General features: G+C 41.3%; 23 protein-coding genes. 13 read left to right on the top strand and 10 right to left on the bottom strand.

Going from position 1 to position 25956, the window contains the following annotated elements; genetic code table 11:
- Positions 1-4 precede the first annotated feature (4 nt).
- Genes folB through DFQ04_RS00940 form a run of 3 tightly spaced genes read right to left on the bottom strand, consistent with a single transcriptional unit; the run spans position 5 to position 2270 of the window.
- On the bottom strand, positions 5-370 hold the full coding sequence (gene folB, locus DFQ04_RS00950; RefSeq protein ID WP_133551796.1) for a dihydroneopterin aldolase: 366 nt from the start codon (positions 368-370) through the stop codon (positions 5-7).
- The gene (locus DFQ04_RS00945; protein ID WP_133551794.1) at positions 370-1353 is read right to left on the bottom strand and encodes a DivIVA domain-containing protein; all 984 of its coding nucleotides are present in this window, start codon (positions 1351-1353) and stop codon (positions 370-372) included. The genes folB and DFQ04_RS00945 overlap by 1 nt, the downstream gene beginning before the upstream one ends.
- On the bottom strand, positions 1350-2270 hold the full coding sequence (locus DFQ04_RS00940; RefSeq protein WP_133551792.1) for a WD40 repeat domain-containing protein: 921 nt from the start codon (positions 2268-2270) through the stop codon (positions 1350-1352). Before DFQ04_RS00940 ends, DFQ04_RS00945 begins: the two co-directional genes overlap by 4 nt.
- Before the next feature lie 36 nt (positions 2271-2306).
- On the opposite strand from DFQ04_RS00940, the gene DFQ04_RS00935 reads away from it, so the two are divergent.
- The gene (locus DFQ04_RS00935) at positions 2307-2936 is read left to right on the top strand and encodes a 4'-phosphopantetheinyl transferase family protein (RefSeq protein ID WP_133551790.1); all 630 of its coding nucleotides are present in this window, start codon (positions 2307-2309) and stop codon (positions 2934-2936) included.
- Between the two features lie 15 nt (positions 2937-2951).
- Positions 2952-3530 (top strand): redoxin domain-containing protein, encoded by a 579-nt coding sequence (locus DFQ04_RS00930; RefSeq protein ID WP_133551788.1) that lies wholly within the window; start codon positions 2952-2954, stop codon positions 3528-3530.
- Here the strand turns inward: DFQ04_RS00930 and DFQ04_RS00925 are convergent.
- The 3 genes from DFQ04_RS00925 to DFQ04_RS00915 all read right to left on the bottom strand — a co-directional run bounded on the left by DFQ04_RS00925 (position 3524) and on the right by DFQ04_RS00915 (position 6957).
- The gene (locus DFQ04_RS00925) at positions 3524-4369 is read right to left on the bottom strand and encodes a transglutaminase-like domain-containing protein (protein ID WP_133551786.1); all 846 of its coding nucleotides are present in this window, start codon (positions 4367-4369) and stop codon (positions 3524-3526) included. The genes DFQ04_RS00930 and DFQ04_RS00925 overlap by 7 nt on opposite strands.
- 36 nt (positions 4370-4405) lie before the next feature.
- Entirely contained in the window at positions 4406-6022 is a 1617-nt protein-coding gene (locus DFQ04_RS00920) for an acyl-CoA carboxylase subunit beta (protein WP_133551784.1), read from the bottom strand.
- A 134-nt stretch (positions 6023-6156) separates the two neighbouring features.
- Complete coding sequence (locus DFQ04_RS00915) at positions 6157-6957, bottom strand: N-acetylmuramoyl-L-alanine amidase family protein (protein ID WP_133551782.1); 801 nt, start codon at positions 6955-6957, stop codon at positions 6157-6159.
- On the opposite strand from DFQ04_RS00915, the gene DFQ04_RS00910 reads away from it, so the two are divergent.
- Positions 6956-9751, top strand: a complete 2796-nt coding sequence (locus DFQ04_RS00910) for a putative LPS assembly protein LptD (RefSeq protein ID WP_449353860.1) — start codon at positions 6956-6958, stop codon at positions 9749-9751. The genes DFQ04_RS00915 and DFQ04_RS00910 overlap by 2 nt on opposite strands.
- Here the strand turns inward: DFQ04_RS00910 and DFQ04_RS00905 are convergent, their stop codons facing one another.
- A complete protein-coding gene (locus DFQ04_RS00905) occupies positions 9752-10966 on the bottom strand; it encodes an arginine deiminase (RefSeq protein ID WP_133551780.1) in 1215 nt (404 codons plus the stop codon).
- Positions 10967-11153: 187 nt separating this feature from the next.
- Here DFQ04_RS00905 and DFQ04_RS00900 point away from each other — a divergent pair, with 187 nt between their 5' ends.
- Positions 11154-11906, top strand: coding sequence for a DUF4197 domain-containing protein (locus tag DFQ04_RS00900; RefSeq protein WP_133551778.1), 753 nt, complete (start codon positions 11154-11156; stop codon positions 11904-11906).
- Between the two features lie 39 nt (positions 11907-11945).
- Here DFQ04_RS00900 and DFQ04_RS00895 read toward each other — a convergent pair whose 3' ends face one another.
- The 3 genes from DFQ04_RS00895 to DFQ04_RS00885 all read right to left on the bottom strand — a co-directional run bounded on the left by DFQ04_RS00895 (position 11946) and on the right by DFQ04_RS00885 (position 15624).
- Entirely contained in the window at positions 11946-12512 is a 567-nt protein-coding gene (locus tag DFQ04_RS00895) for a hypothetical protein (RefSeq protein ID WP_133551776.1), read from the bottom strand.
- Between the two features lie 69 nt (positions 12513-12581).
- On the bottom strand, positions 12582-14285 hold the full coding sequence (lysS, locus tag DFQ04_RS00890; RefSeq protein ID WP_133551774.1) for a lysine--tRNA ligase: 1704 nt from the start codon (positions 14283-14285) through the stop codon (positions 12582-12584).
- A gap of 157 nt (positions 14286-14442) precedes the next feature.
- A complete protein-coding gene (locus DFQ04_RS00885; RefSeq protein WP_133551772.1) occupies positions 14443-15624 on the bottom strand; it encodes a proline dehydrogenase family protein in 1182 nt (393 codons plus the stop codon).
- A 515-nt stretch (positions 15625-16139) separates the two neighbouring features.
- On the opposite strand from DFQ04_RS00885, the gene DFQ04_RS00880 reads away from it, so the two are divergent.
- The 9 genes from DFQ04_RS00880 (at position 16140) to DFQ04_RS00840 (ending at position 25953) form a co-directional block, all read left to right on the top strand.
- Positions 16140-17237: a chorismate mutase gene (locus DFQ04_RS00880; protein WP_133551770.1), complete on the top strand. Its 1098-nt coding sequence runs from the start codon at positions 16140-16142 to the stop codon at positions 17235-17237.
- Between the two features lie 78 nt (positions 17238-17315).
- Positions 17316-18350, top strand: coding sequence for a 3-dehydroquinate synthase (gene aroB, locus DFQ04_RS00875; RefSeq protein ID WP_133551768.1), 1035 nt, complete (start codon positions 17316-17318; stop codon positions 18348-18350).
- A gap of 27 nt (positions 18351-18377) precedes the next feature.
- Positions 18378-19610, top strand: a complete 1233-nt coding sequence (locus tag DFQ04_RS00870) for a 3-phosphoshikimate 1-carboxyvinyltransferase (RefSeq protein ID WP_133551766.1) — start codon at positions 18378-18380, stop codon at positions 19608-19610.
- Positions 19607-20431 (top strand): prephenate dehydratase, encoded by an 825-nt coding sequence (locus tag DFQ04_RS00865; protein WP_133551764.1) that lies wholly within the window; start codon positions 19607-19609, stop codon positions 20429-20431. The genes DFQ04_RS00870 and DFQ04_RS00865 overlap by 4 nt, the downstream gene beginning before the upstream one ends.
- Positions 20428-21576 carry a pyridoxal phosphate-dependent aminotransferase gene (locus DFQ04_RS00860; RefSeq protein WP_133551762.1) on the top strand — a complete coding sequence of 383 codons (1149 nt, stop codon included), beginning with the start codon at positions 20428-20430 and terminating at the stop codon, positions 21574-21576. The genes DFQ04_RS00865 and DFQ04_RS00860 overlap by 4 nt, the downstream gene beginning before the upstream one ends.
- A gap of 7 nt (positions 21577-21583) precedes the next feature.
- Positions 21584-22432 carry a prephenate dehydrogenase gene (locus DFQ04_RS00855; RefSeq protein ID WP_133551760.1) on the top strand — a complete coding sequence of 283 codons (849 nt, stop codon included), beginning with the start codon at positions 21584-21586 and terminating at the stop codon, positions 22430-22432.
- A gap of 139 nt (positions 22433-22571) precedes the next feature.
- Entirely contained in the window at positions 22572-23543 is a 972-nt protein-coding gene (locus DFQ04_RS00850) for a Kelch repeat-containing protein (protein WP_133551758.1), read from the top strand.
- A 91-nt stretch (positions 23544-23634) separates the two neighbouring features.
- Positions 23635-24330, top strand: a complete 696-nt coding sequence (locus DFQ04_RS00845) for an SIMPL domain-containing protein (protein ID WP_133551756.1) — start codon at positions 23635-23637, stop codon at positions 24328-24330.
- 105 nt (positions 24331-24435) lie between these two features.
- Positions 24436-25953, top strand: a complete 1518-nt coding sequence (locus DFQ04_RS00840) for a M20/M25/M40 family metallo-hydrolase (protein ID WP_133551754.1) — start codon at positions 24436-24438, stop codon at positions 25951-25953.
- Positions 25954-25956 lie beyond the last annotated feature (3 nt).

The raw sequence follows: 25956 nt of genomic DNA, 5'->3' as shown, positions 1-25956 counted from the left end.
TTTTTCAGGAAAAATCCTCCGGATAGCAAACTGTCACCGCAGAATATTGCACGATTCCACCTAAAGCCGGATGATGTTTTTTAAGGGTCAGTTTAACAGTTTTCACCTTGGGATAAACTTCCAGAATATCTGAAATGATGCGATGGCCAAGATGTTCCAGCAACTTGACTTTGACATCCATTCTGGCTTTTATCAATTGATAAAGTTTCGCATAATCAACCGTATCCTTGAGACTATCGTGGAGCATGGCTTCCCTGAAATCTGTCTCTAATTCCAGATCCAAAGTGAAGCGGTTTCCTAGGACAGACTCCTCTGGATAGGCTCCATGGTACGCGTGAAATTCAATTCCCTCAAGGGCTACTTTTCCCATTAGTCAAATTGGTCAAAAAATGATCCTGAGGACTTCTTGGGATCTTCAGGCTGAGGTTCTTCATTAGGCTGTTCTGGCTCTTTTTCAGCTACAATTTCCTCCTGAATCTCTTCCTCCTCTTTCTGAATTTCTTCCATTTCTTCTTCCACAACCATTTTTACAGGTTCCTCTTCCTCCTCCATTACTTCTTCTTCAGCAGGTATTTCTCCCATTTCTTCCAACTCGTGCTCCAATGCCTCGACTGTTTCTTGGGTTTCATCATCCAAATGCGCATCAGCCATATCTTCCTCGAACTGCTCCTCTGGCTCATCCTCTTTATGAGGGATTGAGGCTGGAACTGTTGCTGCCAAAGTCGAAACGTTGGCAATGGTAAAGTGAGAGGATCTACTTAGTTCTTCTATAGCTCTTTGGTAAGCTTTGGCATCAATTCTGAAAAAATGAGCATCCGAAAGTTCGATTTGATTCAGTGCGTCCTGAGAAAGGCGCTTCAGACTTTTTACTAATGCTTCTCTTTGTTCCAAAAGACCATCATAGCTCCTCACGAGACTTTGCATACTTTCCCGGATTTCTTTGATTGTCTCTTTGGCTTTCACCTCAGCTGCTGAAGTGATAATTCTAGCATTTTCATCCGCTTGTTTCTTTACCTGATCGGCATAATGATGCGCATTTCTGGTACTTTCTTCGGCGATTTGATTCGCCTCGGCTATAATCTGGTCTGCTGCCTCTGTCGCTTCAGTAATAATGCTTGCCCCGGTATCTTCTGCAGTCTTTAAGGTTCTAAATAAAGAATCCTCCACATCCTTCAATCGCTTGGCTTCAGCTTCCACTTGTTGCAGCCTACTTCGGAGCTCCAGGTTTTCCTGGTTGATTTGCTCCATTGCCACGCTCATTTCCTCAAGGAAAGCTGATACTTCTTTCTTTTCATAGCCTCTAAAGGCAGTTTCAAATGCTTTTTGCCGAATTGCGGTTGGGGATATCTTCATAGATTTTTTTCTTCGATTTGCCAGATAGAAATGGTCCGGTCGTCTGAGATGGAGACTACCTGACCGGAATAGGTACTCCAGAGAACTTTATTGATGGAGGTGCCATGACCTGCATTTCTGGCTTTGTCAATGACCTTGAGCAATTTGCGGTTTTCCACGTCCCAAACTTTCATTGACTTATCCATGGAGCAGGTAACCAAGTAATTCCCGTCCTCTTTGAAAGATAAATAATTAATGGCAAACATATGTGCCACGATATTCTCTGAAAGGGAATAATCTCCCGAGTTCCAAAATTTCAATTGAGCGTCTCTTCCTCCACTACACAGGATTTTTTCATCAGGTGAAAAACCCAGAGCGAAAACTGAATTGGTATGCCCTTGAAGATTTGCCAATGGCTCAAAATTATTAGCCAGGTCCAGAATTTTTATAGAGTGGTCACTGAGTCCCAAAGCCAAATGCCTTTTCTCAGGTGCAATGCTCATCACCCGGATACTTTTTGAGCTTAACTTGACATGTTTCTTAACTGCTCGCTCCGGAATTCCAACCACCACCAAAATTCCATCTCCAGTTCCTACTAGTATCTCATTTCCGAAGATTTTGATGTCAAATATGGCCTGATTGGTCAATTGCAAACTCCAGATTTCCTTGTTTTCGTTCAAGTCAATGACATGAATCCCTTCAAAATTATGGCCGATGATCAAGAGATTTCTTTCCCGATCTACCTCCAAAGCATAAACCGAATTGGGGAGCTTGGCGATTAATTTTCCATCCTTGGGATTGTCTAAATCCCACTCCACGACCATACCATCACCAGCCCCAGTATAAAAAAATCGGGGATCGCTCCCCTCACTCAGGGCATAAATGCAGTCATTGTGCCCGGTCAATGTGTGTAATTTATTTACTTGGATTTTTACCATATATTGGACGGAATCTCTATGTTTCCAGAGAGGCGTATGCAAACAAAAATAGAAAAAATTGATTCTTCCTCAGCCATTGCGCTGAAGATTATCGAAGATCAGGAAATGGAGGCTTTGGATTTTTTGAGCTTTAGGGAAAAGCTGTCTTTTGCCAATATCTCTCACCACGAAAAGAAAAAGGAATGGGCTACGGCAAGAATCGCTATCTATGATGCTTTAAATCAACTTAATGAACCCTACCCGGGATTTTTTAAGGATGAGCATGGCAAGTCCCAATCCATGAACGGGCGAGGCTATGTATCATTAAGTCATACTCCTGGGTTGGCCGGGGCGATTTATCACCGAGACCAACCCGTGGGAATAGATATGGATTTGATACGAGAAAAAATCCTCAGAATTGGTTTCCGATTTCTGGATGCTGCTGAGTTGGACTTCTTGGAAAAAGACCCAGTTCACTACACCATGGCCTGGTCGGCAAAGGAATCTATTTTCAAATGCCAAGGAAAAAGAGGGGTTTCGTTTCGGGAAAATATCCTTCTGGAGCCTTTTGATGTCAACACTTCACTGATCAAAGGTAGAATAAGAGGTACGGACTTTGCTGATCATCATTATACCGTGCAAGTCAAGAACTTGGAAAATATCATTTTAACCTATACCATTTGGTAGTTTGACCTCAGTCCGATGAAAAAACTCCTTCTCCTTTTCTTCTTAATTCTGTCCCTTTCAATTCACACCAAAGCACAAAACTATGCTGAGCTAAGCGCCACTGATGCGGTGACAGGTAAAGTAATGGAGTTGGGAAAAATGACTTCTGGAAAAGGCATGGTTTTGATTTTTCATTCCCTATCCTGCCCTTTTGCAAAAATGTATGAAGGCAGAATCAAAGCCATAAAGGAAACCTTTCAGGCCCAGGGGATTGCTTTTGCCTTAATCAATCCCGAAGTAGGAAATTCTGAAGCTGAGCAAATTTCTTTGCGAAGCTTTATTGATGACAGCGGTTTCAAAATGTCATATCTGATAGACAATGGACAGGCTTGGGCGAAACTTTTTCAAGTCACCAAAATCCCTGAAGTCTTGGTCTTAGTTCCAGGAGAAAATGGACTTCAGGTAAAGTACAAAGGTGCCATTGACAATAATCCTCAAGCTGAAACCGCAGTAACAGAAAGGCATCTGGAGCGGGCTCTGAATCAGATTTTAAAAGGGGAAAATCCAGCAGCTGCTCAAGTAAGAGCCGTAGGTTGCAATATCCGAACCTATTGATTTTCCAAAATGGAAATCAACTCCTGAATTTCCTCCACCTTAGGCGCTTCTCCTAATTTCTCAAAGGCATGAGCCAAATTTCTCAGGGATCTTAGGAGAATATCCAAGTGTGCACAAGGCTCAAAAAACTCTTCCTTTGGGGTAATTTTCAGGTGCTCCAGATAGTTGAAAATGTCTTGTCTACTGAATACCAAACCCTTATTAAAAGCATTGATGTAAAAGGTGATATCTGCAGACTTATAAGTCAGGATAAACAGATTGGGCAAATTGACTCCATAGATCGGCAAGCCTAGTTTTTTAGCCACCAACAGATAAATGGCGCAAAGCGTGATCGGATTTCCTTTTTTAGTATCCAATACGGTGGAAAGCATGCTGTTTCCAGGAGAATGAAAATTCTTGGTATTGGCAGAAAATCTCAGGGTATTGAATAAGACATTGTTTATGATCCGAACCTGATCGTAAGGTTGGAGGTCATTTTTAAAGGAAGTCCAAACCTCAAAATAGATCTGATGCATCTCTGCATTCAACTTTTCAAAATCCAGATCAGGATACTGGTAGGTGTTTAAAATCCAAAGTCCAGTCAACAAATCTCTGTCCTCAGAATCTCTCCATTCAATCAATCGCCTCTTTAGCAAGGAAAATTGGAGATCATGGACGAGTTCCTCGATCTCCTTTTGAATTTCCGGATTAAAGCTGGTTTCCCATTTTTGCTCCAGAAAAGGAATTACTTCAGCGCCCAAAGAAATTATTTTTCCTCTGACATGGTTTTTCACTTCCAAATCAGGGTCATCCAAAAGTGAAACCAATGCATTTAACTGGGCAGGGGTCAGTTCCTCCATTAAGACAGGTTTGAATTACTTTAAGATAATAAAAGATCAGGTTTGAATCACGCCCACATTGAATCTTTCTGTAATCGGGGAGTGATTTGCCGCTTCAATTCCCATAGAGATCACCTTTCTAGTTTCTCTAGGGTCAATGACTCCATCCACCCAAAGTCTTGCCGCAGCATAATAAGGACTAAGTTCCTCATTGTATTTATTCGTAATTTCTTCCAAAAGCTGATTTTCCTCCTCAGGAGAAATTTCCTTTCCCGATTTTTTCAAGGATGAAACCTTAATCTGAAGAAGGGTTTTGGCAGCTGAAGCTCCAGACATCACGGCCATTTGGGCTGTTGGCCAGGAATAAATTAAGCGTGGATCATAGGCCTTTCCGCACATGGCATAATTGCCGGCTCCGTAGCTATTTCCCACGATCAGGGTGAATTTCGGTACCACAGAATTAGCCATGGCATTAACCATTTTTGCGCCGTCTTTGATGATTCCTCCATGTTCAGCTTTTGATCCGACCATAAACCCACTGACATCTTGGATAAAAAGCAGAGGGATTTTCCGCTGATTGCAATTCATGATAAATCGAGCCGCCTTATCCGCAGAATCTGAGTAAATCACCCCACCCATCTGCATTTCTCCTTTGGCGGTTTTAACGATTTTGCGCTGATTAGCCACAATCCCTACAGCCCAACCGTCGATTCTGGCGGTTCCGCAAATCAGGGTTTTGCCATAGTCCTTTTTGTATTCATCCAGCTCTCCCCCATCGACTAAAGCTGAGATTACCTCCAGCATATCGTAGGGTTTCACTCGGTCGGTTGGGAAAATTTCCAATAATTTTTCTCCAGAAATGGCCGCGTTTTTTGATTCAATTCGGTCAAAACCAGCCTTTGGATTATGTCCAAGCTTGGAAAAGATCTTACGGATTTCCTCTAAGCATTCTTGATCATTAGCAAATTTATTATCCGTCACGCCCGAGATTTCGCAGTGGGTCGTTGCTCCACCTAGAGTTTCATTGTCTACATTTTCCCCAATCGCAGCTTTTACCAAATAGGAACCAGCCAAAAAAATGGAACCTGTCTTGTCTACGATAAGAGCCTCGTCGGACATAATCGGCAAATAAGCCCCACCTGCTACGCAGCTCCCCATTATTGCCGCGACCTGTACAATTCCCATCGAAGACATCTTTGCATTATTTCTGAATTGCCTGCCAAAGTGTTCCTTGTCTGGAAAAATCTCGTTTTGCATGGGTAGGAAAACACCTGCGCTATCGACCAAATAAATAATTGGAAGATGGTTTTCCATGGCGATTTCCTGAGCTCGGAGATTTTTTTTGGCTGTCATCGGAAACCAAGCTCCAGCTTTTACGGTGGCATCGTTAGCCACGATCACGCACATTCTTCCACTCACATATCCTATTCCCATAACCACCCCTGCTGATGGGCATCCGCCCTCTTCTTCATACATCCCATCTGCCGCGAAAGCTCCTACTTCCAAAAATTCTGATCCTGGATCAATCAAAAAATCTATTCTTTCTCTGGCAGTTAATTTTCCTTTGGCGTGTTCAGAATCGATTCGCTTTTTTCCTCCACCATGTTTTACAGTCTCGGCTTTTTTGTTGAGGTTCTGGATCAATCCCATCATTCCGGAAGTGTAATTTTCCATAAAGTTGGTCTAGTTATTTTGGGTTTGTTTGAGGTAAAAACTCGGTATTGAATTAGAAAGTTTACCCTTGAAGCTATAAAAAAAGCCCCATTTAAACCTAAACGGGGCCTGCAATTAGTTTATGCCATTGAAAATCAATTGGCTTCGATTTGCTCTTTGTAATCCTTAATGGATCGATAAATTGCAGAGGCCATGTATTCCTGACCTTGCTTAGTCATCAGGAACTTTTCCTCCTCAGAATTAGAAAGGAAGCCAAGTTCTACCAATACGCTTGGCATAGATGGAGTCCAAAGCACATAAAATGGACCATGCTTTACTCCACGGCTTTTTCTACCCACGCGATCTCTAAATTGAGTTTCAATTTGCTCTGCAAGTGATATACTATTTCCTATGTAAGCCTTCTGTGTTAAGTTAAAAAGCATATAGGATTCAGGAGAAGTCGGATCGAATCCTTCGTATTCCTCTTCGTAATTTTCTTCGAGAAGAATCACTGAGTTTTCCTTTTTAACGATATCAAAGTTTGCTTCGAAGTGTTTTGTACCCATTACAAAAGTCTCAGTTCCAAAAGCCGATTTATTCGGGGCTGAGTTGGAATGTATGGAAACAAAAAGATCTGCTTTATTCGTGTTTGCAATCTGAGGCCGTTGCTTTAGGGTCGGAAAACTATCGTCATCACGCGTATAAATCACCTCGACATCTGGCATATTTTCCTTGATATATTTACCGACCAAGAGGGTTACTGCTAGATTAATGTCTTTTTCTCGAGATTTTGAACCTAAATTCCCAGGATCACTTCCACCATGACCAGCATCCAAAACGATTTTTTTCATCCGAAATGCGGGCATCATCGTTTCATCTGGAATAAATCCACCAAACAAAAAGGGAATAGCAATAAGAAAACTTAAGAGAATTTTTTTGTTATTAAACCGTTCCATGAGGGCAATCGAATTAACTTTACGCGAAATTTCAACCAAATTAATCAAAGCGCAAGCCACAGTGTCGGGTTTTAGAATCCTTTTTTTATTGACCTTCCTTTTGGGCATTTTACCCATGACTGTCTTGGCACAGCGACCTACTAATCCCCCTCGGGAAAAAGTTCTCATTGCTCCTGACACCCTGACTCCTCCTCAAACGAGGCTTAGTCAATTGGATTCCAGCCTAACCAGACAAGACACTTTGGTTAGTTTGGATTCGGCAAAAATTATGCCCAGAAGCGATATCCAGACCGATATTCTTTATTTCGCTGAGGATAGTATCGTTACGGATTTTATCGAAAACAAAGTTTACCTCTATAAAAACGCTTGGTTTGAATATGGGGAGATGAGATTGGATGCGGACCGCATCGTGATTGACTGGAAAAATTCCGAACTCTATGCATCAGGCGTTACAGATAGTTTGGGAAATATTTCAGGTAACCCATTCTTCAAAGATCAAGGCACTACCTACGAAATCCGCAAAGAGATGCGGTACAATTTCAAAACCCAAAAAGCCATCATCAAAGATGTGGTCACAGAGCAACAGGACGGAATACTACGCGGGGAGACTATCAAAAAGACTGAGGATGGAAGTATATATCTGGACCATGGATACTATACGACGTGTAAATTAACTGATCCTCACTGGCATATTTCTTCCACTAAAATCAAATCCATCCAGGGAAAACAAGTCGTTTCAGGTCCATTCAATTTGTATTTCAATGGAATCCCTACGCCGCTTGGGTTGCCTTTTGGAATTATCCCTGATACCCCTGAAGAAAAGGCATCGGGAATTGTTTTTCCGAGCTATGGAAAAGAGCAAGTTCGAGGATTATACTTGCGCGACTTTGGGTACTATTTTGCCCTAAATGATTATATCCATTTACGATTTACCGGAGACATTTATTCCAAAGGAGGTTGGGGAGCAAAATCTCAGGCGGTATATACCAAAAGATATCGATTCAGTGGTGGTTTTAACCTCGATTTCCAAAAGTTCGTTAGCCCTGAAACGGAACTCAATCCGGTTAATTACAATACGTTTCGGGTACAATGGAGCCACAATCCGGTTTCAAGAGGAAGCAGTAGATTTTCAGCTTCAGTAAACGCAGGGTCTACGAGTTATTTCAACAACGTAATCAGCCAAAATAACTTTGCCAACAATATTACATCGGACCTGAATTCAAACATCTCCTATTCCAAGACTTTTACCGGAACTCCCTTCTCTATGTCTGCCAATTTCAGACATTCCCAAAGTGTGCAGACTGGAGAGGTACGATTGGACTTGCCGACCGTTTCCATGAACATGAACCGGCAGAATCCTTTCAAAAACGTGGAATTCGAACCTCTCAAGACCTTGAATATTGCATGGAACTTCAACATGCAAAACACGATCTCGAATAGAATTCAGCAGAATTTTGGGGTAAATAATCCCGAGGCGCCAAGTGGACCACAGACGATCCCATTCAACCTAGACAACTTTAGCCTCTTGCTGAGAAATGCCAATAATGGAGCGAGAAATACCATTCCTTTAAGCTCTAATTTCACCCTTTTCAAGTATTTCACAGGAACTGCCTCGATTAACTATACTGAACTTTGGTATCTCCAAAGGCTTAATTTCTATTACAATCCAGCTACTCAGCGGGTGGATCAGATCACTCAGGATGGCTTTAATCGGGTTGGATTTTACAACAGTTCCTTTTCCATGAATACCAACTTCTATGGATTCTATAATTTCAAAGGAAAAGGCAAGCTTCAGACTATCCGACATCATGCAGCTCCTACACTATCCTTTAATTTCAACCCGGATTTTTCAGACCCGGCTTTTGGGTACTATCAGGAAGTCCAGGTTGACGAAACAGGACGGACACAATATTTCTCCAGACATCAAGGGTATATTTTTGGGGGAGCACCATTGGGAGAATCTAGAGCGGTAAGTTTTGGTTTGAGAAATGTCTTGGAAGGAAAAATCAGAACAGAAAACGACAGCACAGAGGAAACCTCCAAAAAGATCCCAATCCTAGAATCCCTGAACTTGAACAGTGCTTACAATTTTGCGGCTGATTCCTTTAATCTTTCCCCTTTCCAGATTTCAGCGAGAACCAGCTTTTTTGAAAGAAAACTGTCTGTGAACGTCAATACCACCATTGACCCCTATTCTGTTTTGGAATTTCAGAATGAAAATCAGTCCTCATCTACCTTTCGTCGTGTCAATCAATTTGCTTGGAAAAATGGACAGGGAATCGGAGCCATTCGAAATGCTTCCTTGAATTTAAATGCTTCCCTGAATCCTAGAGGAGGCCAAGACCCAGGTGAAGTTCGAGATGAATTGACACAGGATTTCTTGCAAAGAGGAGGAGTTTTAGATGAATTTGCCAAGCAGGAAATCAACAGAATCGTTTCTGATCCTAGCCAATACATCGATTGGGACATTCCTTGGAATTTGACGATAGGCTACAATTTGTCCTACAATAAGCAAATCAATAACACCACTAACATCACTCAGGGTGTCAACCTGAGTGGGGATGTTTCTATCAGTGAAAAGTGGAAAATCAACTTCAATACGAGTTACGATTTTCAATCCCAGGAATTCGCCCAGACCATGATCGGAATTGCTAGGGATCTTCATTGCTGGCAGATGAATGTAAACTGGATTCCTTTCGGAAGATTTACTTCCTACAATATTGACATTCGTGTCAAGTCCAGCATTCTTCAGGATTTGAAGGTCTCTAGGAGAAGATCGTTTTTCGATCGTTAATCAGACTTTTGATCGACTGAGCGGCATGGTCATACACCTTGGGCCTCCCAAGCCACGGGAGAGTTCAGAACTTGGAATCTCCAAAACCTCCACCCCTGTATTCCTCAAAGCCCTGTTGGTGTGAATATTTCGGTTATAAGAAATCACCCTTCTCGGACCAATAGCAAAGACATTCGCTCCATCAAACCACTGTTCTCTTTGGGAATAATCCGGATTGCCGTCAGCAGTTGCTAACACTTCCAAGTGAGGAATTTCTCGTTCCAAAACCGTCAACAATGATTCTTTTAACACCTCTCTTTTGATCGTTACTTTATCCCCGTTTACTTCCTTTAAAGTATAAAGGGAAGTTTGCAAAACGGAATTTATTGCATCAGGATAGGTCAGCACCAGATTCTCATCCAAGACAGTAAAAACAGTATCCAAATGCATGTATTGGCGCTTTTTAGGCAAATGAACCTCGTACACCCGCTGTACCGTTCCCTCTGCCAATAAGGCTTTTGCTGCATGATAGATCGCTTTTTCGTCTGTTCTCTCAGAGTTCCCAATGGCAACAGCCTCATGGGAAAGGATGATCACATCGCCTCCTTCTATGCTTGGGGGATTGTCATGACCATTGATGGGATACATGGTTTTTACATGGTCTTTGAATTCAGGATGATTTTCAAAAATGGTCCTCAATAAATCTGCTTCTCGCTGCCTTCCTTCCATTTTCATGGAAGAGAAAATTATTCCCCCGGGGGTCAAAGCCATTGGATCACGTTGAAAATACAAATTAGGACAAGGTGGAATGGCAAATGCAAAGTCCATCAACTCTCCAGGATTCAAATTAGGCAGCTTTCGCTTGAGCTCATGAATCTTTAAACCAGCCGTTAGAATTCCTGCGCATTCAGCCGTGGAATATCTCTCCAAAATATCCTCAGCAATATGGGAAAGCCCAGATCTTTTGAGAGAATCCCGCATTAACTGAAGAAGAATATCTTGGTCATACAAAACCCGGATCAACAACTCTCTCAACTGATAAACCTGCGCTCCGGTGGATTCTTTAATCAGATTCGAAAAAGCATCATGCTCCTTCTGAAGAGCTTCTAAATAAGGTACATCTTCGAAAAGCAAGAACTCCTTGTTGTAAGGAGTCAGTCGGTCAATTTCCTTTCCAGGTCTGTGCATCAAAACAGCCTTAAGAGTCCCAAATTCAGAATTTATCCTCAGATTCATTATTTTTCATTTTTATAACAAAAAGAATATTTTTCTACTATTATCAAAATTTAAAGTCCTATTATTTAAATATTCATCAAAAATAAGATCAATCACTAAATGCTCTAAATTTTAAAAACCTGTAATAATTATAGAATCCATATCCAATTCAGTCTTGTAAGCGTTAGCATTGTCAAACAACTCACCCATGTCATTTTCGGAATTAAAATCCTCTTTTAGAATTCTTACCTTAGTAATTTCCTCCTTTTATTTCTTTGCCTGCCAATCTTCTGCCCAAATCAACAAACTCCTTGAAAAAGCGGGGCAATTATCCTCTACCCCTACCGGGGCTGAAATAAGTTCCGGACTGAAAGAAGCCTTAGAAAAAGGAACAGGAATCAGTGTGGATCGTCTTTCCTTGGAAAATGGATACTTGGGAAACTTGGATGTGAAAATCCTATTTCCAGAAGAGGCCAAACAAGCTGAGCGAACTTTAAGAAATTTGGGAATGGGTTCGCTTTGTGATCAGGTCATCACCAGTGTCAATCGAGCAGCTGAGGATGCAGCTATGCAAGCAAAGCCTATTTTCACTGCAGCTATCAAGCAGATGAGCTTCCAGGATGTCCAGAAAATTCTTTTGGGAGAACAAAACGCCGCAACTCAATACTTCCAAAAAACCACTTCAGACTCCTTAACCGTAAAATTTAAACCCGTTATCGAGAAAAGTTTGGAAAAGGTAAATGCTACAAAATACTGGGATGATTTGGTGACCCAATACAATAAAGTTCCAATGGTGAAAAAGATGAATCCGGACCTGACGACCTATGTGACTCAAAAAGCTATCGATGGATTATTTGTTGAAATCGCCAAAGAAGAATTGAAAATCAGAAATCAATTGGGAGCGAGAACTTCCCCTTTGCTTCAAAAGGTCTTTGGTTATGCAGAGAGTCAGAAAAAATAAAAACACGGAATAAACTCCGAATTTTCGCCTTTTCCTGAATCAATTCTCCCATCTATGAACATATTTTTCGACCAGCCATTTATCATTTTCTTTAACTAGGAGATGGATACCACCTCCACCAAAATAACCGTAGTATTCATCATGTTGAAGAATGAAAGCTGAAGAATCCTGATTAAAAATTGGCTTATAAAATATATAACAACGACCTGGCCATGACTTTTCAAATTTTCTCAACTTCAAATCGCTGTTAACTAGCTGAGTTGGACTTCTATTTTCATTTAGATAAATCAGCTGATCTCGAACAAACACTTTTGTGATTGAATCTTTCGGGAAATATTCAGAGTCAACCCATTCAATAATATCCTCTTCATTTATGGCAAATGGACTTGGAGGAGGAAATAAAAGGCTATCTTCAGAATACTCTCTGGTGTAATAATCGATTGTTTTTAACTGGTTAACAATTGGAACATCTCGATCTATATTTCCATTTTCTAACATATAACTTAGAACTCTTCCAATATCGAAACCATCAGGATTTTCTCCAGCCAGATTGTTTGATTTGCAGCCAAGTAATAATAAAATTAAAGCAATAACTACCAACTTCATTAACCAAAAGATAAAATAAAAAAAACCTGAATTCTCATTCAGGGTATTACTTTTTTAATCTTTATCCATTTAAATAAGGTCTACTAGCAATGTATCGCCTTCTTTCTTCACGGAAAGCACTCCCTTTTGAGTCAAGCCTTTCATGGATACGTCCCATTTTTTTCCACTCAAACCTGCTTGAGATTTGATATCCGCCAAAGCAGCCGGATGATTTTTAGACACTAGGTAGAAAATGATTTTTTCTTCCTCAGTCATTTCCACCTGCTTTTTCTCCGGTCTCATCTGAGGGAAGAAGAGCACCTCCTGAATAGTAGAATTGTCGGTCAAAAGCATAGTCAGACGATCAATTCCAATTCCTAATCCAGAAGTTGGAGGCATGCCATATTCCAAAGCACGGAGGAAATCCTCATCCATAGCCATGGCTTCATCGTCTCCCCTTGCTGCCAATTTCAACTGATCCTCAAATCGCTCTCGCTGATCGATTGGGTCATTCAACTCAGAATAAGCATTGGCGATTTCTTTTCCATTCACAAAAAGTTCAAAACGCTCTACCAAACCTGGCTTGCTTCTGTGCTTTTTCGCTAAAGGAGTCATTTCGATAGGATAATCCGTGATATAGGTAGGCTGGATCAGGTTTGCCTCGACTTTTTCTCCAAAAATCTCATCAATCAATTTGCCTTTTCCCATGGAAGGATCTACCTCGATTCCTATTTCAGCACAAACCTTTCTCAAACCTTCCTCATCCATTTCACTGACATCCACTCCTGCATATTCCTTGATAGAATCATACATGGTCAAGCGTCTGTATGGCCCAGCGAAGTCGATCTGCTTATCTCCAACTTTCACTTTAGCATCTCCATGGATAGATAGCGTCACTTTTTCCAAAAGCTCCTCCACCATTTCCATCATCCAGATGTAGTCTTTGTAGGCCACATAGATTTCCATGGAGGTAAACTCAGGATTATGGGTCCGGTCCATTCCTTCATTTCGGAACATTTTCCCAAACTCATACACCCCGTCAAAACCACCTACGATCAATCTTTTCAGATACAATTCATTCGCAATTCTTAAGAAAAGCGGCATATCCAAAGTATTGTGATGAGTCTGGAATGGACGTGCAGCGGCACCTCCATGAACTGCCTGAAGAATAGGCGTCTCCACTTCTAACCATCCATGATCGTCGAAATAGCGACGCATGTTGGAGATAATTTTGGAACGGGTAATGAAGGTCTGCTTGACCTCTGGATTTACCGTAAGATCCACATAGCGTTGACGATACCGCTGTTCAGGGTCAGTGAATCCGTCATAAGTATTTCCTTCCTCATCTCTCTTTACAATAGGAAGAGGCTTTACAGACTTAGAAAGGATCTTCAAGTCAGTCACGTGAAGGGATATTTCTCCAGTTTGGGTGGTGAAAATATATCCTTTCACCCCTACGAAATCACCAATTCCCAAAAGCTTTTTGAAAACTGAATTGTAAAAAGTCTTGTCCTCACCAGGGCAGATATCGTCTCTTCTGACATAAATCTGCAAACGACCCGTTGAGTCTTGAATTTCAGCAAATGAAGCAGAACCCATGATTCGGCGGCTCATCAAACGCCCAGCGATAGAAATATCCTTGTAGTCAGTTTTTCTGTTTTCGTAGTTTCTATGGATATCCTCCGCAGTGACATTGATAGGGAAAGATTCTGCTGGATAGGGATTAATTCCCAAAGCCATCAGCTCTTCTCTGTCTTTTCTTCGCTCGAGTTCCTGTTCGCTCAAAAGTTGCATTATGTTGATTAATTATTGTCCGATGTTTGATGACCGATTTCCGTTGTTTTAAAACACCGCAAATTAGGCCATCAATCTTGTTTCTATTTATTACTTACTATTTACTAATCTAGCCTTTGACTTCACTCGGCCCATACGCAAAACCACTGCCTACTGATCACTGCTTACTGCTCTTCCTTCGCTTCATTTCCCTTTTCACGAGTTCAAATTCCCTACTGCTTTGTCCTGCAATTGAGGTGTTTTCAGCAGCTCTTCGGGTTAAGTAAGGCATTACTTTTTCAACCGGTCCGTAGGGAACATACTTTACCACATGGTATCCGGCCTTAGCCAAATTGAAGGAAATATTATCACTCATTCCATAGAGTTGGGAGAAGTAAATCAATTCAGATTTTGGCTCTATCCCATGAATATTCATCTGCTCAGTAAGCTTCAGGGCACTTTTTTCATTGTGGGTCGCGCAGACTAAATGGATTCTGTTTTCCACACAATAATGAATCGCTTCATTGTAATCTTGATCAGTGGCCTCTTTATTGGTTTGGATAGGATCCAAATATCCCAATTCCTCGGCACGCTCTCTTTCCTTCTCCATATAGGCGCCCCTCACAGGTTTTGCTCCTAGCAAATACCCTTTTTCCAAGGCCTCTTGGTGAGCCTTTTTCAATCTCTCCAAAGAATCATGTCTGTACATTTGGTAAGTATTGTACACCACACATCTTTCTCGGTTGTATTTTTCCATGGCCTCGTAGGCCAGGTCATCTATCACGCTCTGAAACCAGCTTTCTTCGGCATCCACCAAGATCTTGAGACCAAGGTCATGAGCAGCTTTACAAAGCTTATCCACTCTTGACTTCAGTTTTCCAAAAGCAATTTCTTCATCCTTGGTCAATTTCTCATTGGCCTGAATCTTTTCCATGATATGGAAATCCCCTAACCCTGTAACTTTGAAAACCCCAAAAGGCATATAGGTTGTCTTTGCAGACTCAACCATGGTTTGATAGATTTCCTCACAAGTTTGATCAAAGGATTCCTCATCCCCTTTTCCTTCCACCGATAAATCCAAAATGGAACTCACCCCGAAATCAGCCAAATGCTTGCAAGCATAAATACTTTCCGCGATGGTTTCACCTCCACAGAAATGACCAAACATGGTTTTTTTCATGATTCCTTTGACAGGCAGCTTCAATTTGAAAGCAAGATTGGCCAAGCCAATTCCCAGGTCAGAAATCAGGTTATTATTCAGGGTCGCGAAAATCAAGTACATTTTCCTCAGTTCCGCATCACTTTTGGAAGCAAAGGCCACTTCAAGATTCTCGAAAGAAATAGTGGGTTTGACCGTCATAGGGCTATTTTAAGGCTGCAAAGATATCAAAAAAACAGCTTGATTCGGGAGATTGTTCTGAGAAATGGCAAATCGCCTCAAAGTTTCAAAAAAGAAAAAACTCAAGGTTAAAAACTTCCATTCTCTTTATTTCTTCCAAAAACAATCTATACCAAATTAATATGGCTGAAAAAATTTTATCAAAATTTTATAATAAATAATGATTTAAAATCAGAACATAATTCTGTTAAGAATTGATTTTTTATGAATTTTGCCGAAAAATCAACAAAACACACTCCTAATTAAGGAATGATTAAAAAAATGAAGAAAATTTATTTTTGTTTTTAAACTCGAGTCCTTTACATTTGGAACATGTTAATCACAGCAGCGATCTATTTTACCTTCTTTTACTTTTACTTTCGAAGCCAAAGTCGAATCGGAGCTGTGTATTGTCTAGCCAAAAACTAAAAAGAACATAAAAACACAAAAGCCCGATTCGAAAGAGTCGGGCTTTTTTCATTTAAATGCTCAGTCGTATGAAGCCACACAAACAAATCAAAGATTGGGGACTTGGTCTCACCACCCCTCTAATTATCGCAGGACCTTGCTCTGCAGAAACACCGGAACAAATCGAGCAGATTTGCAAAGAGATGAAAGAGGAAAATATGATTCCTCAACTTTTCAGAGCTGGAATTTGGAAGCCAAGAACTAGACCAGGATCATTTGAGGGTGTTGGAGAAGAAGGCTTGAAATGGATGGAAATTGTCCGTCATAATTTGAATATCCCGATTACTACTGAAGTGGGTAATGCTGCTCACGTAGAATTAGCCCTAAAACATAAAGTAGATGTACTTTGGATTGGGGCCAGAACTACCGTCAATCCTTTTGCGGTGCAAGAAATTGCAGAAGCACTAAGAGGTGTAGATATTCCCGTCATGATCAAAAACCCGATGAATCCAGACTTAGAGCTTTGGGTTGGGGCATTGGAAAGAATGTACGCAGTCGGAATTGACAAGCTTGCTGCTATTCATAGAGGCTTCTCAGACGCATACGACAAGCGATTCAGAAATAAACCAAACTGGTCTATGCCGATCCACCTAAAGCGGGTGTGGACAGGAATGGAAGTGATCAATGACCCTTCCCACATCGTAGGCCGAAGAGATGGCTTGCAGGAAGTGGCTCAGAGAGCTATGAATTTCGGATTGGATGGCTTGATGATCGAGACTCACCATGATCCAGATAAGGCTTGGTCTGATGCGAAGCAGCAAATTACTCCTCAGCGCCTGAAGGAAATGATTGATTCCATTGATTTCAAAGAACCTTTGGAAACAATGGGACCAGACGAAAAACTTCAGGATTTAAGACGTGCCGTGGATCACTTAGATGACCAATTGTTGGATATTCTTCAGGAAAGATTTGCAGTAATTGACCAAATAGGTGCTCATAAACGAGAGCATCACCTCACTGTTTTTCAATCCAATAGATGGAAGGAAGTGATGGAAAGCAGAACTCAAAAGGGCGTTGCCAAGCATCTGAGTGAAAAATTCATGAAGGAATTGCTTTATTGCATCCATGAAGAATCTGTAAAAAGACAGGAAAAACAGCTTCGAGAAGCAGAGCCAATCAAAAAATAATTTGAAGATCAATCCGGAAAGCTGTCTTATTTAGGGCAGCTTTCCATTCTTTTGTAGTCTTACTTAAAAACCAATTTCTTGGAAACCGTAATTTTCGCATCGGAAGCCCAAAAATCTCTTTTGGAGGTGCTCAATCAGCTGACTTTTTCCAGGCTGGTAATTCTCACAGATAGCAATACCCAATTGCATTGCCTTCCTTTAATTCAGGCGATTTTACCATCTGATGCATTATTTATTACTGTCCCGGCAGGGGAAATCAATAAAAATCTTGAGACTTGTTCTTCGATTTGGTCTCGGATGACCGAGGCAGCATTGGATAGAAAAGCTTTGATGGTAAACTTGGGAGGGGGAGTAATCGGAGACATGGGAGGTTTTTGCGCGAGTATTTACAAAAGGGGAATTCGGTTTATCAATATGCCCACTACCCTACTTTCACAGGTTGATGCAAGTGTTGGTGGAAAATTGGGGGTTGATTTCCAAGGATTGAAAAATCATCTCGGGGTTTTCAATGAACCTGAAACTGTCTTGATTGCTCCTGAATTTCTAAAAACCTTACCTATCCAAGAGCTTCGCTCAGGCTATGCGGAAATACTCAAGCATGGGCTGATTCAGGACGCCAAGTATTTTACTTCTCTCCAATCTGAAAATTGGGAAAATCAAGACTGGGAAAGCCTGATCAAGCATTCAGTCCAAATCAAGAAAAATGTAGTGGAGCAAGACCCAAAAGAGCAGGGTTTAAGAAAAATCCTAAACTTTGGTCATACCATTGGGCATGCTTTTGAATCCCATTTTCTTGATTCAGCAAATCATCTGTTGCATGGGGAAGCCATTGCTTTGGGTATGATTTGCGAAGGATATCTTTCCATCAAAAAGACCGGCTTGAGTCAATCCGAATTCCAAGAAATGACTCAAAAACTCCTTGATATCTACGGGAAGGTTAATTTCAACGAAACCGACCTAGATCCAATTTTGGACCTTTGCCTTCAGGACAAAAAGAATGAAGGTTCCACCCTGATGTTTTCCCTTCTTGAAAAGATTGGCTCCTGCACCTTCAATATTCCTGTTAATCGGGACGAAATCCGGGAAGCTATTCTTTTTTACCAAAAACTCTAATTGATTAACGACTTGAACCTATCGACCATGCAAACGCTTCGCCTTCCTCAAAAAAGCGAGTTTGATTCCATAAGAATACCCCTGCCCTCTTCCAAAAGCGAGTCCAATCGTGCCTTGGTCATCGATGCCCTGACTGAAGGAAAAAATGAGATCAGCAACCTTGCCGAAGCTCGAGACACGCAGACTATGATCAGGCTTTTGGAGAAAAACCCTCCGGTTTTTGATGTTTTGGACGCGGGAACCACGATGCGTTTTTTGACGGCCTATGTGACTGTCACTAATCAAAAGAAAGTCATGACCGGCACAGCAAGGATGTGCGAAAGACCGATTGGGATTTTGGTTGATGCTCTTCGATCTATAGGTGCTGAAATTCATTATCTGAACAAAGAGGGTTATCCGCCTTTGGCAATTCATGGCCTACCTCAACAAACTTCCGGAAAAGTAAAAATCCGAGGGGATGTTTCCAGCCAATACATTTCAGCTATGTTGATGATTGCTCCAGTTCTTCCTTTGGGATTGGAAATTGAATTGGAAGGAAAGGTTGGCAGCCAGACCTACATTGAAATGACTTTGGAGTTGATGGCTCAATTTGGCATTGAATACACCTGGAAAAACAATAATATCCACGTTCCTCATCAAAGTTATCAGCCCACTCAATTTGCTGTAGAAAGCGATTGGTCTGGAGCCAGTTATTGGTTTAGCTTGCTGGCTTGTGCGGATTCAGGGGAGTTGTTTCTGGAAGGTTTAAAAGAAAACAGCCTTCAGGGAGACTCAGCGATTGTGGACATCATGGACTTATTGGGAGTAAAATCCACTTTCAAAAAGGGAGGAGTTCTTCTGCAAAAACAGGAGGTAAAAGGGCTAAAAAAATGGGATTTTACCCATTGCCCAGACCTGGCACAAACTGTAGCAGTAACCTGTGCAATTCTTGGACAAAATGCAACCTTCATTGGACTGGAAAGTCTTAGAATTAAGGAAACCGATAGAATTTATGCCCTTCAACAGGAATTGGCCAAGTTTAATGCGGAGCTTAGAGAAATCGAACCTGAAGTTTTTCAGGTAATTCCATCTGTTACTATGCCGAATTCGGTACAAATTCACACCTATGAAGATCACCGGATGGCCATGGCCTTTATGCCACTTTTAACCAAAACTGAAGTGATTATTGAAGACCCTGAAGTGGTTAACAAATCCTATCCTAGCTTTTGGAAGCATTGCGGAATTGCAGGAATAAACTCTGAAATCCAGGAAACGCTATGAGCCTCAAGATTGCCATACAGGGAGTTCCCGGCTCATTTCACCATCAAGTAGCTTTAAAAAATTTTGGAGAAACCAGTACCATTCTGGCTTTCAATACTTTTGAACCTGTAGCCAAATCAGTAGCCAATGGGGAAGCGGATTTTGGAGTAATGGCTATAGAAAACTCCATTGCCGGAGCCATTTTACCCAACTATGATTTGATTGATCGCTATGGACTTTTTATTCGGGATGAATATTACCTTCCCATTGCCCATCAATTGATGGCTTTACCCGGCCAAAAAATCCAAGAAATAACTGAGGTAAGATCCCACCCAATGGCCCTGCTTCAATGCAAGACCTTTTTAGCAAATTATCCTCACATCCAACAATTCGATGATGTCGATACAGCCTCTGTGGCTAAAAGAATTGCTGAGGAAAACTTAAAAGGAACTGCAGCAATTGCCAGTGAAATTGCGGCAGAAATCTATGGATTGGAGATTCTTGCAAAAGACATCCAAACTGTCAAGGATAATTTTACCAGATTTATCATCCTTCAAAAAGAGAACATTCAAACCAAAATCCTCCCAAATAAAGCCTCTTTCAAAATTACCATTCGAAATGAAGCAGGAGGTTTGGCCAAATTGCTGACTCTCCTGGCGGAGAAGAAACTGAATCTTAGTAAAATTCAGTCCATACCAGTAATTGAAAAACCTTGGGAATATGCGTTTTTCATAGATGCAGAATTCCAGGATTACAACCTATTTAGAGAAGCCATGCATTTGGTAACCAAGGACTTTGGTGAGTTAAAAATTTTCGGAGAATATAGAAGCAGAAAAGGATGAAAGGATTTGCGAATAGAATCAATTCGGTAGAGGAATATTATTTTTCTGCAAAGCTCCGGGAAGTCAATCAAATGATGGCTGAAGGAAAACCGGTAATCAATTTAGGAATAGGTTCTCCCGACCTTGCTCCAGACAGAGCTGTTATCGATGCATTAAAAAACACCGCTGAAAACCCAAAAGCCCATGGATACCAGAGCTATCAAGGAATCCCTGAATTGAGGGTTGCCATGGCTGAGTTTTACAGCCGGGAATATGGAGTCTCTCTCAATCCCCAAAATGAAATTCTTCCTCTGATCGGTTCAAAGGAAGGAATTTTACATATCAGCATGGCATTCCTGAATCCAGGAGATCAGGTTTTGATCCCAAACCCAGGCTATCCTACCTATTCCTCCGTCACCAAACTCCTAGAAGCGGAACCTGTTTTTTATCATTTGGATCTTGAGAAAAAAGGAAGACCCAACTTCGAGGAATTGGAAACCTGGGATTTATCCAAGGTAAAACTGATGTGGATTAATTACCCCCACATGCCTACAGGTGCCTCTGGATCAACCCAAATTTTGAAAGAACTCATTGACTTTGCCAAAAGACACCAAATCATTTTGGTGAATGACAACCCTTACAGCCATATCCTGAACCCGGAACCTTTAAGCATTTTTAAAGTCGAAGGAGGAAAGGATGTAGCCCTAGAATTAAATTCCCTAAGTAAAACTTTCAACATGCCTGGCTGGAGGATCGGCATGCTATGCGGTCGCGCAGATTGGGTAGAAGCTGTGCTTAAAATAAAATCCAATATGGATTCGGGCATGTTTCTCGGCCTACAAAAAGGAGCGATAGCTGCGTTGAATCTGGGAAAAAGCTGGTTTAAGGATCAAAACCAAGAGTACAGCAATCGAAGAAATCTGATTTGGAAACTGGCTGATCAATTGAATTTATCCTATGATAAAAATTCAACAGGGCTTTTTGTCTGGTGCAAAACTCCTGAGGGGAAATCGCCTGAAGAGCTGGTCGATTGGCTTTTGTACGAAAAAAACATCTTCATCACTCCGGGTAAAATCTTCGGTAGCGAAGGAAATCAGTATGTTCGATTTTCCCTTTGCATGCCTGAATTCAAAATTCTCGAAGCAATCAATAGAATCAAATCCTAATTAACCTATGAAAAAAATTCATATCGTCGGGCTAGGACTTTTGGGAGGCTCATTTGGCTTGGGCGCAAGACAAAAGTTTCCAGAAATAAGCATCTCAGGGCACGACTCTAATCCTCAAAATCTAAAAGATGCCTTGACTCTTGGAATCATCACCGAGGCAAAAGAAAATCCCGATCCAGATACCGATTTGGTGATTTTGGCAACTCCAGCAGATACATTAGGAGAATTGTTGGTGAAAACTTTGGATCAGGTGGGCGAAAAAACCTTGGTTTTTGATTTGGGTTCAACCAAAGCAAAGCTTTGTGCCTTGATGGCAAATCATCCCAAAAGAAAACAGTACTTGGCTGGTCACCCAATAGCAGGAACGGAGTATTCTGGTCCTAAAGCTGCCTTTGCAGAATTGCTGGATAGAAAAGTGATGATCATCTGCGAATTGGAAAAAACTGACCTCCATTTGAAGGAAAAGGCTTACCAACTTTTTGATGCCCTGAATCTGAAACTCAGATTTATGGACCCTGAGGAGCATGATCGTCATTTGGCTTTTGTATCGCATTTATCCCATATTTCTTCATTTATGTTGGGAGAGACTGTTTTACAAAAGATGGCTGATGAGAAAAATATCTTTGACATGGCTGGATCTGGCTTCGCGTCCACTGTGCGACTTGCAAAATCCAGCCCTGCTATGTGGGCTCCGATTTTCACTGAAAACAAAGAAAATATCCTTAGCGCCTTGGATGGATACATCTCCAATCTGAGCAATTTCAGAGATAAAATTGCCAAGGAAGATAGCGAAGGAATGTATCAGGAAATGGCCGAAATCAATAAAATCCGGGATATTCTGGATTTGGGAAAATAAGAAAAACAAAAGCCATGATAAAGTTCATGGCTTTTGTTTTATATATGAGGATTTATAAAGCTTGAATAAAATCAAAACCAGGTTTAAAAGATTAAACCTACAGAATAGTTAACTTGTATTATCCGCTTAATTCACTTCAATGAGAAAATTATCTATCCTATTTCTAATATTCTTTGGGTTTGATTGTTTGGCTCAAGAATCCTGGACTGTCATTCAACCTAAAACAGAAGCCACTCCCCGGCATGAAAATTCCTTTGTGGCTTGCGATGGAAAATTGTATTCCTTAGGGGGAAGAGGTCAAAGACCTGTAGAAGAATATGATCCTGCCATGAATACTTGGGCCAAGGTATCAGACGCACCGATGGAAATTCATCATTTTCAGGCTATCTCCTACCAAAACGAAATCTGGGTGGTGGGAGCTTTGACTGGAGGCTATCCTCATGAGACCCCAATTCCCAACATCCTCATATTCAATCCAAAGACAAAAACTTGGAGAGATGGTCCCAAGCTTCCAGAAAACCGGGTTCGTGGTTCGGCAGGAGTTTTTGTGAAAAATGATAAAATCTACATGGTTTGCGGAATTCAGGATGGACACTGGGACGGTTTTGTGTCTTGGTTTGATGAATTGGATCCGAAGACCGGAAAATGGAAAGCTTTGCCAGATGCCCCCAGAGCAAGAGATCATGTGAGTGCAGCACTTGTGGAAGGCAATCTATATCTGGCCGGCGGCCGAACTTCAAATGCCAAAAACAACCGGGTAATTGACACCACTATCAAGGAGGTCGACTTATTTGATTTTGAAAAAGGAAGCTGGGAAACGCTATCAACCCAACTTCCCACGGAAAGAGCAGGAAATTCCAATTTGGGAATCGGGAGATTTTTGGTGGTGATGAATGGTGAAAGTGGCAACCAAGTACCCGCCCATGCAGAGGTGGAAGTTTTGGATACCAAAAATTTAACCTGGACTAAACTACCCAATTTAAACCAAGGTAGACACGGAACTGGAAATGCGTTTTTGGACGGAAAAATATACGTTCAGGCAGGCTCTGCCAATCGTGGAGGAGGGCCAGAAGTCAGTTCCATGGAAGTCATAGAATGGAAGTTGAAATAAAATCAATTCTTAATTTCTCTAAAATTCAGTTGCGGAATCTATCAATGGTTCGTCTTTTGACTGAAAACATAACCTACTAAATACAGAAGCCATGAAAAGAATTTTGATTTTACTAATAACCTTCGGGATAGCGAATGTGCTTGTTGCTCAGCAGGTCCAGCAGGTTCCCCTTATAGAAGTTGAAGGCTATGCAGAAAGGAAATTAGCTCCTGATGAGGCAGTCTATCTGATCAATTTGGAGGAAAAGGCATTACAGGTAAATGGTGCAGTAAACGCTCTGAATAAAAAAACTCAGACCTTGGCAGATGCCCTAAAAAAGGCCAGAATTAAAGACTACAAGTTGATCGCCGACAATTATTCTGTAGATATCAACAGAATTTATAGAAGTGGAACCGCAAAGGACAGTGGTTTTGTAGCCAGACAAACTCTTCGAATCGTTACTACTCCAACCAACGAAGACCTTCAAAAAATTGCTGATGCCATTCAGGGTATTGGGGACATGAGTTATAATCTTCACTTCGGAGTTTCCGAGGAAACCAGAAAATCTCTAGAAAACACATTACTGACTGAAGCCTTGAAAAATGCAGAAGCGAAAGCCCGATTGATCGGAACCACCTTAGCTCTTAGCAATTTAAAAGTATTTTATGTCGGAATGGACCAAAGCTACATTCCTCAACCCAAGTATATGATGAATGCAAGGCCAATGTTGGCTGAAGCGGCCGATATGCTAGTTCAACCCGATGATCAGACGATAAGTCGAAGGGTTTACATTAAATATACTTATTAATCAAAGGCCGCTTTTGCGGCTTTTTTTATGGGCTTACTCACCATTTGGTAGAATAAACTTTGCCACTGGATTGGCTTTTCCCTATTTTCCCAAAAAACTTCACCCATGAAAAAGTTGCTTTTTCTTCCCTTGCTGATCCTATCCTTGATTGTCGAAGCCCAAACTTTGGAAAAATCGAAACTGGAAAGTATGACTGAATCAAGCTGGCAAAACGGCCTTCAATTGCTTCAGGAAATTGTATCCATGCCAAATGACGCCTACTACCCAGAGCAGATCGCTGTAAATATCAAATGGTGCGAAGATCAATTTGCAAAAAGAGGATGGACTTCCGAACGCTTGGAAACAGGTGGAATTCCCCTTCTTTTGGCTGAAAAGAAACAAGCTGGAGCCAAAAAAACAGCTCTATTTTACTTTCATATTGATGGTCAAGCAGTAGATCGAAGTAAATGGTTTCAGAAAGATCCCTACGAACCCGTCCTAAAAGCCCAAAAATCAGATGGATCCTGGGAGGAACTTCCCATCCAAAAACTTCAAAAGGAATACGATGCAGAATGGAGAATTTTTGGGAGATCTACCTCAGATGATAAAGGTCCCTTTGCCATGTTTCTTACTGGCTGGGACGCCCTAACTCAAGCAGGGATGAATCCTGATTACTCCATTAAAATCATTCTTGATTTTGAAGAAGAACAAGGATCACCTAATCTACCGGGTGCTGTGACTCAATACAAAGAAAAGCTTGCATCAGATCTTATGCTGATCATGGATGGTCCAAGACATACCTCCAACCTTCCTACGCTTAGCTATGGAGCTCGTGGAATTTCGGAGTTATTCTTGACTACTTATGGTCCGAAGCTTCCACAGCACAGCGGGCATTATGGAAATTATGCGCCTAACCCAGCCTTGATGATGAGTCAGTTATTGGCTTCAATGAAGGATGAAAATGGTGTGGTAGTAATTCCCGGATTTTATGATGGAATCAATCTTTCCTCCCAGGAAAAAGAAATTTTGTCGGCAGTTCCAGATGATGAGGTAGCTATTAAAAAAAGACTTGGATTAGGAAGAACAGATCAGGTAGGCCAAACCTATCAGGAAAGTATTCAATATCCTTCATTAAATATTCGAGGAATGCGCTCTGCTTGGGTTGGTCCTGAAGCCAGAACTATTGTGCCAGACGTGGCTGTAGCAGAATTGGATATGCGATTGGTACCAGAATCCGACCCCAACCGGCTTTTTGGATTGATCAAAGAACACATTAAAAAGCAAGGTTTCCATATCGTAGAAAATGATCCAACCGATGAGGAAAGAATGAAGTATCCTAAAATTGTCAAAGTGAAAACTTCCATTTCCTATCAAGCCTTTAGAACTCCCATGGATTCTCCAACAGGGGCTTGGCTGAGAAAGGCAATGAGCAGAGCTTTTGGGGAAGAGCCGGTACAAATCCGAATTTCTGGGGGCTCTATTCCAATTTCTCCATTTGTGGACGCCTTGGGAATTCCTGCTGTTACGATCCCTACCGTTAACGCAGATAATAACCAACATAGCCCGAATGAGAATCTCCGCTTGGGTAACTATAAGGAAGGAATCCTTACCATCCTAAGTGTCCTCACAGAACCCATGTACTAAAAT

This window comes from Algoriphagus boseongensis (assembly GCF_004362805.1).
Taxonomy (GTDB): Bacteria; Bacteroidota; Bacteroidia; order Cytophagales; family Cyclobacteriaceae; genus Algoriphagus; species Algoriphagus boseongensis.
The sequence above is the reverse complement of the archived record's forward strand: the minus strand, read 5'-3'. Positions and strand labels throughout refer to the sequence as shown.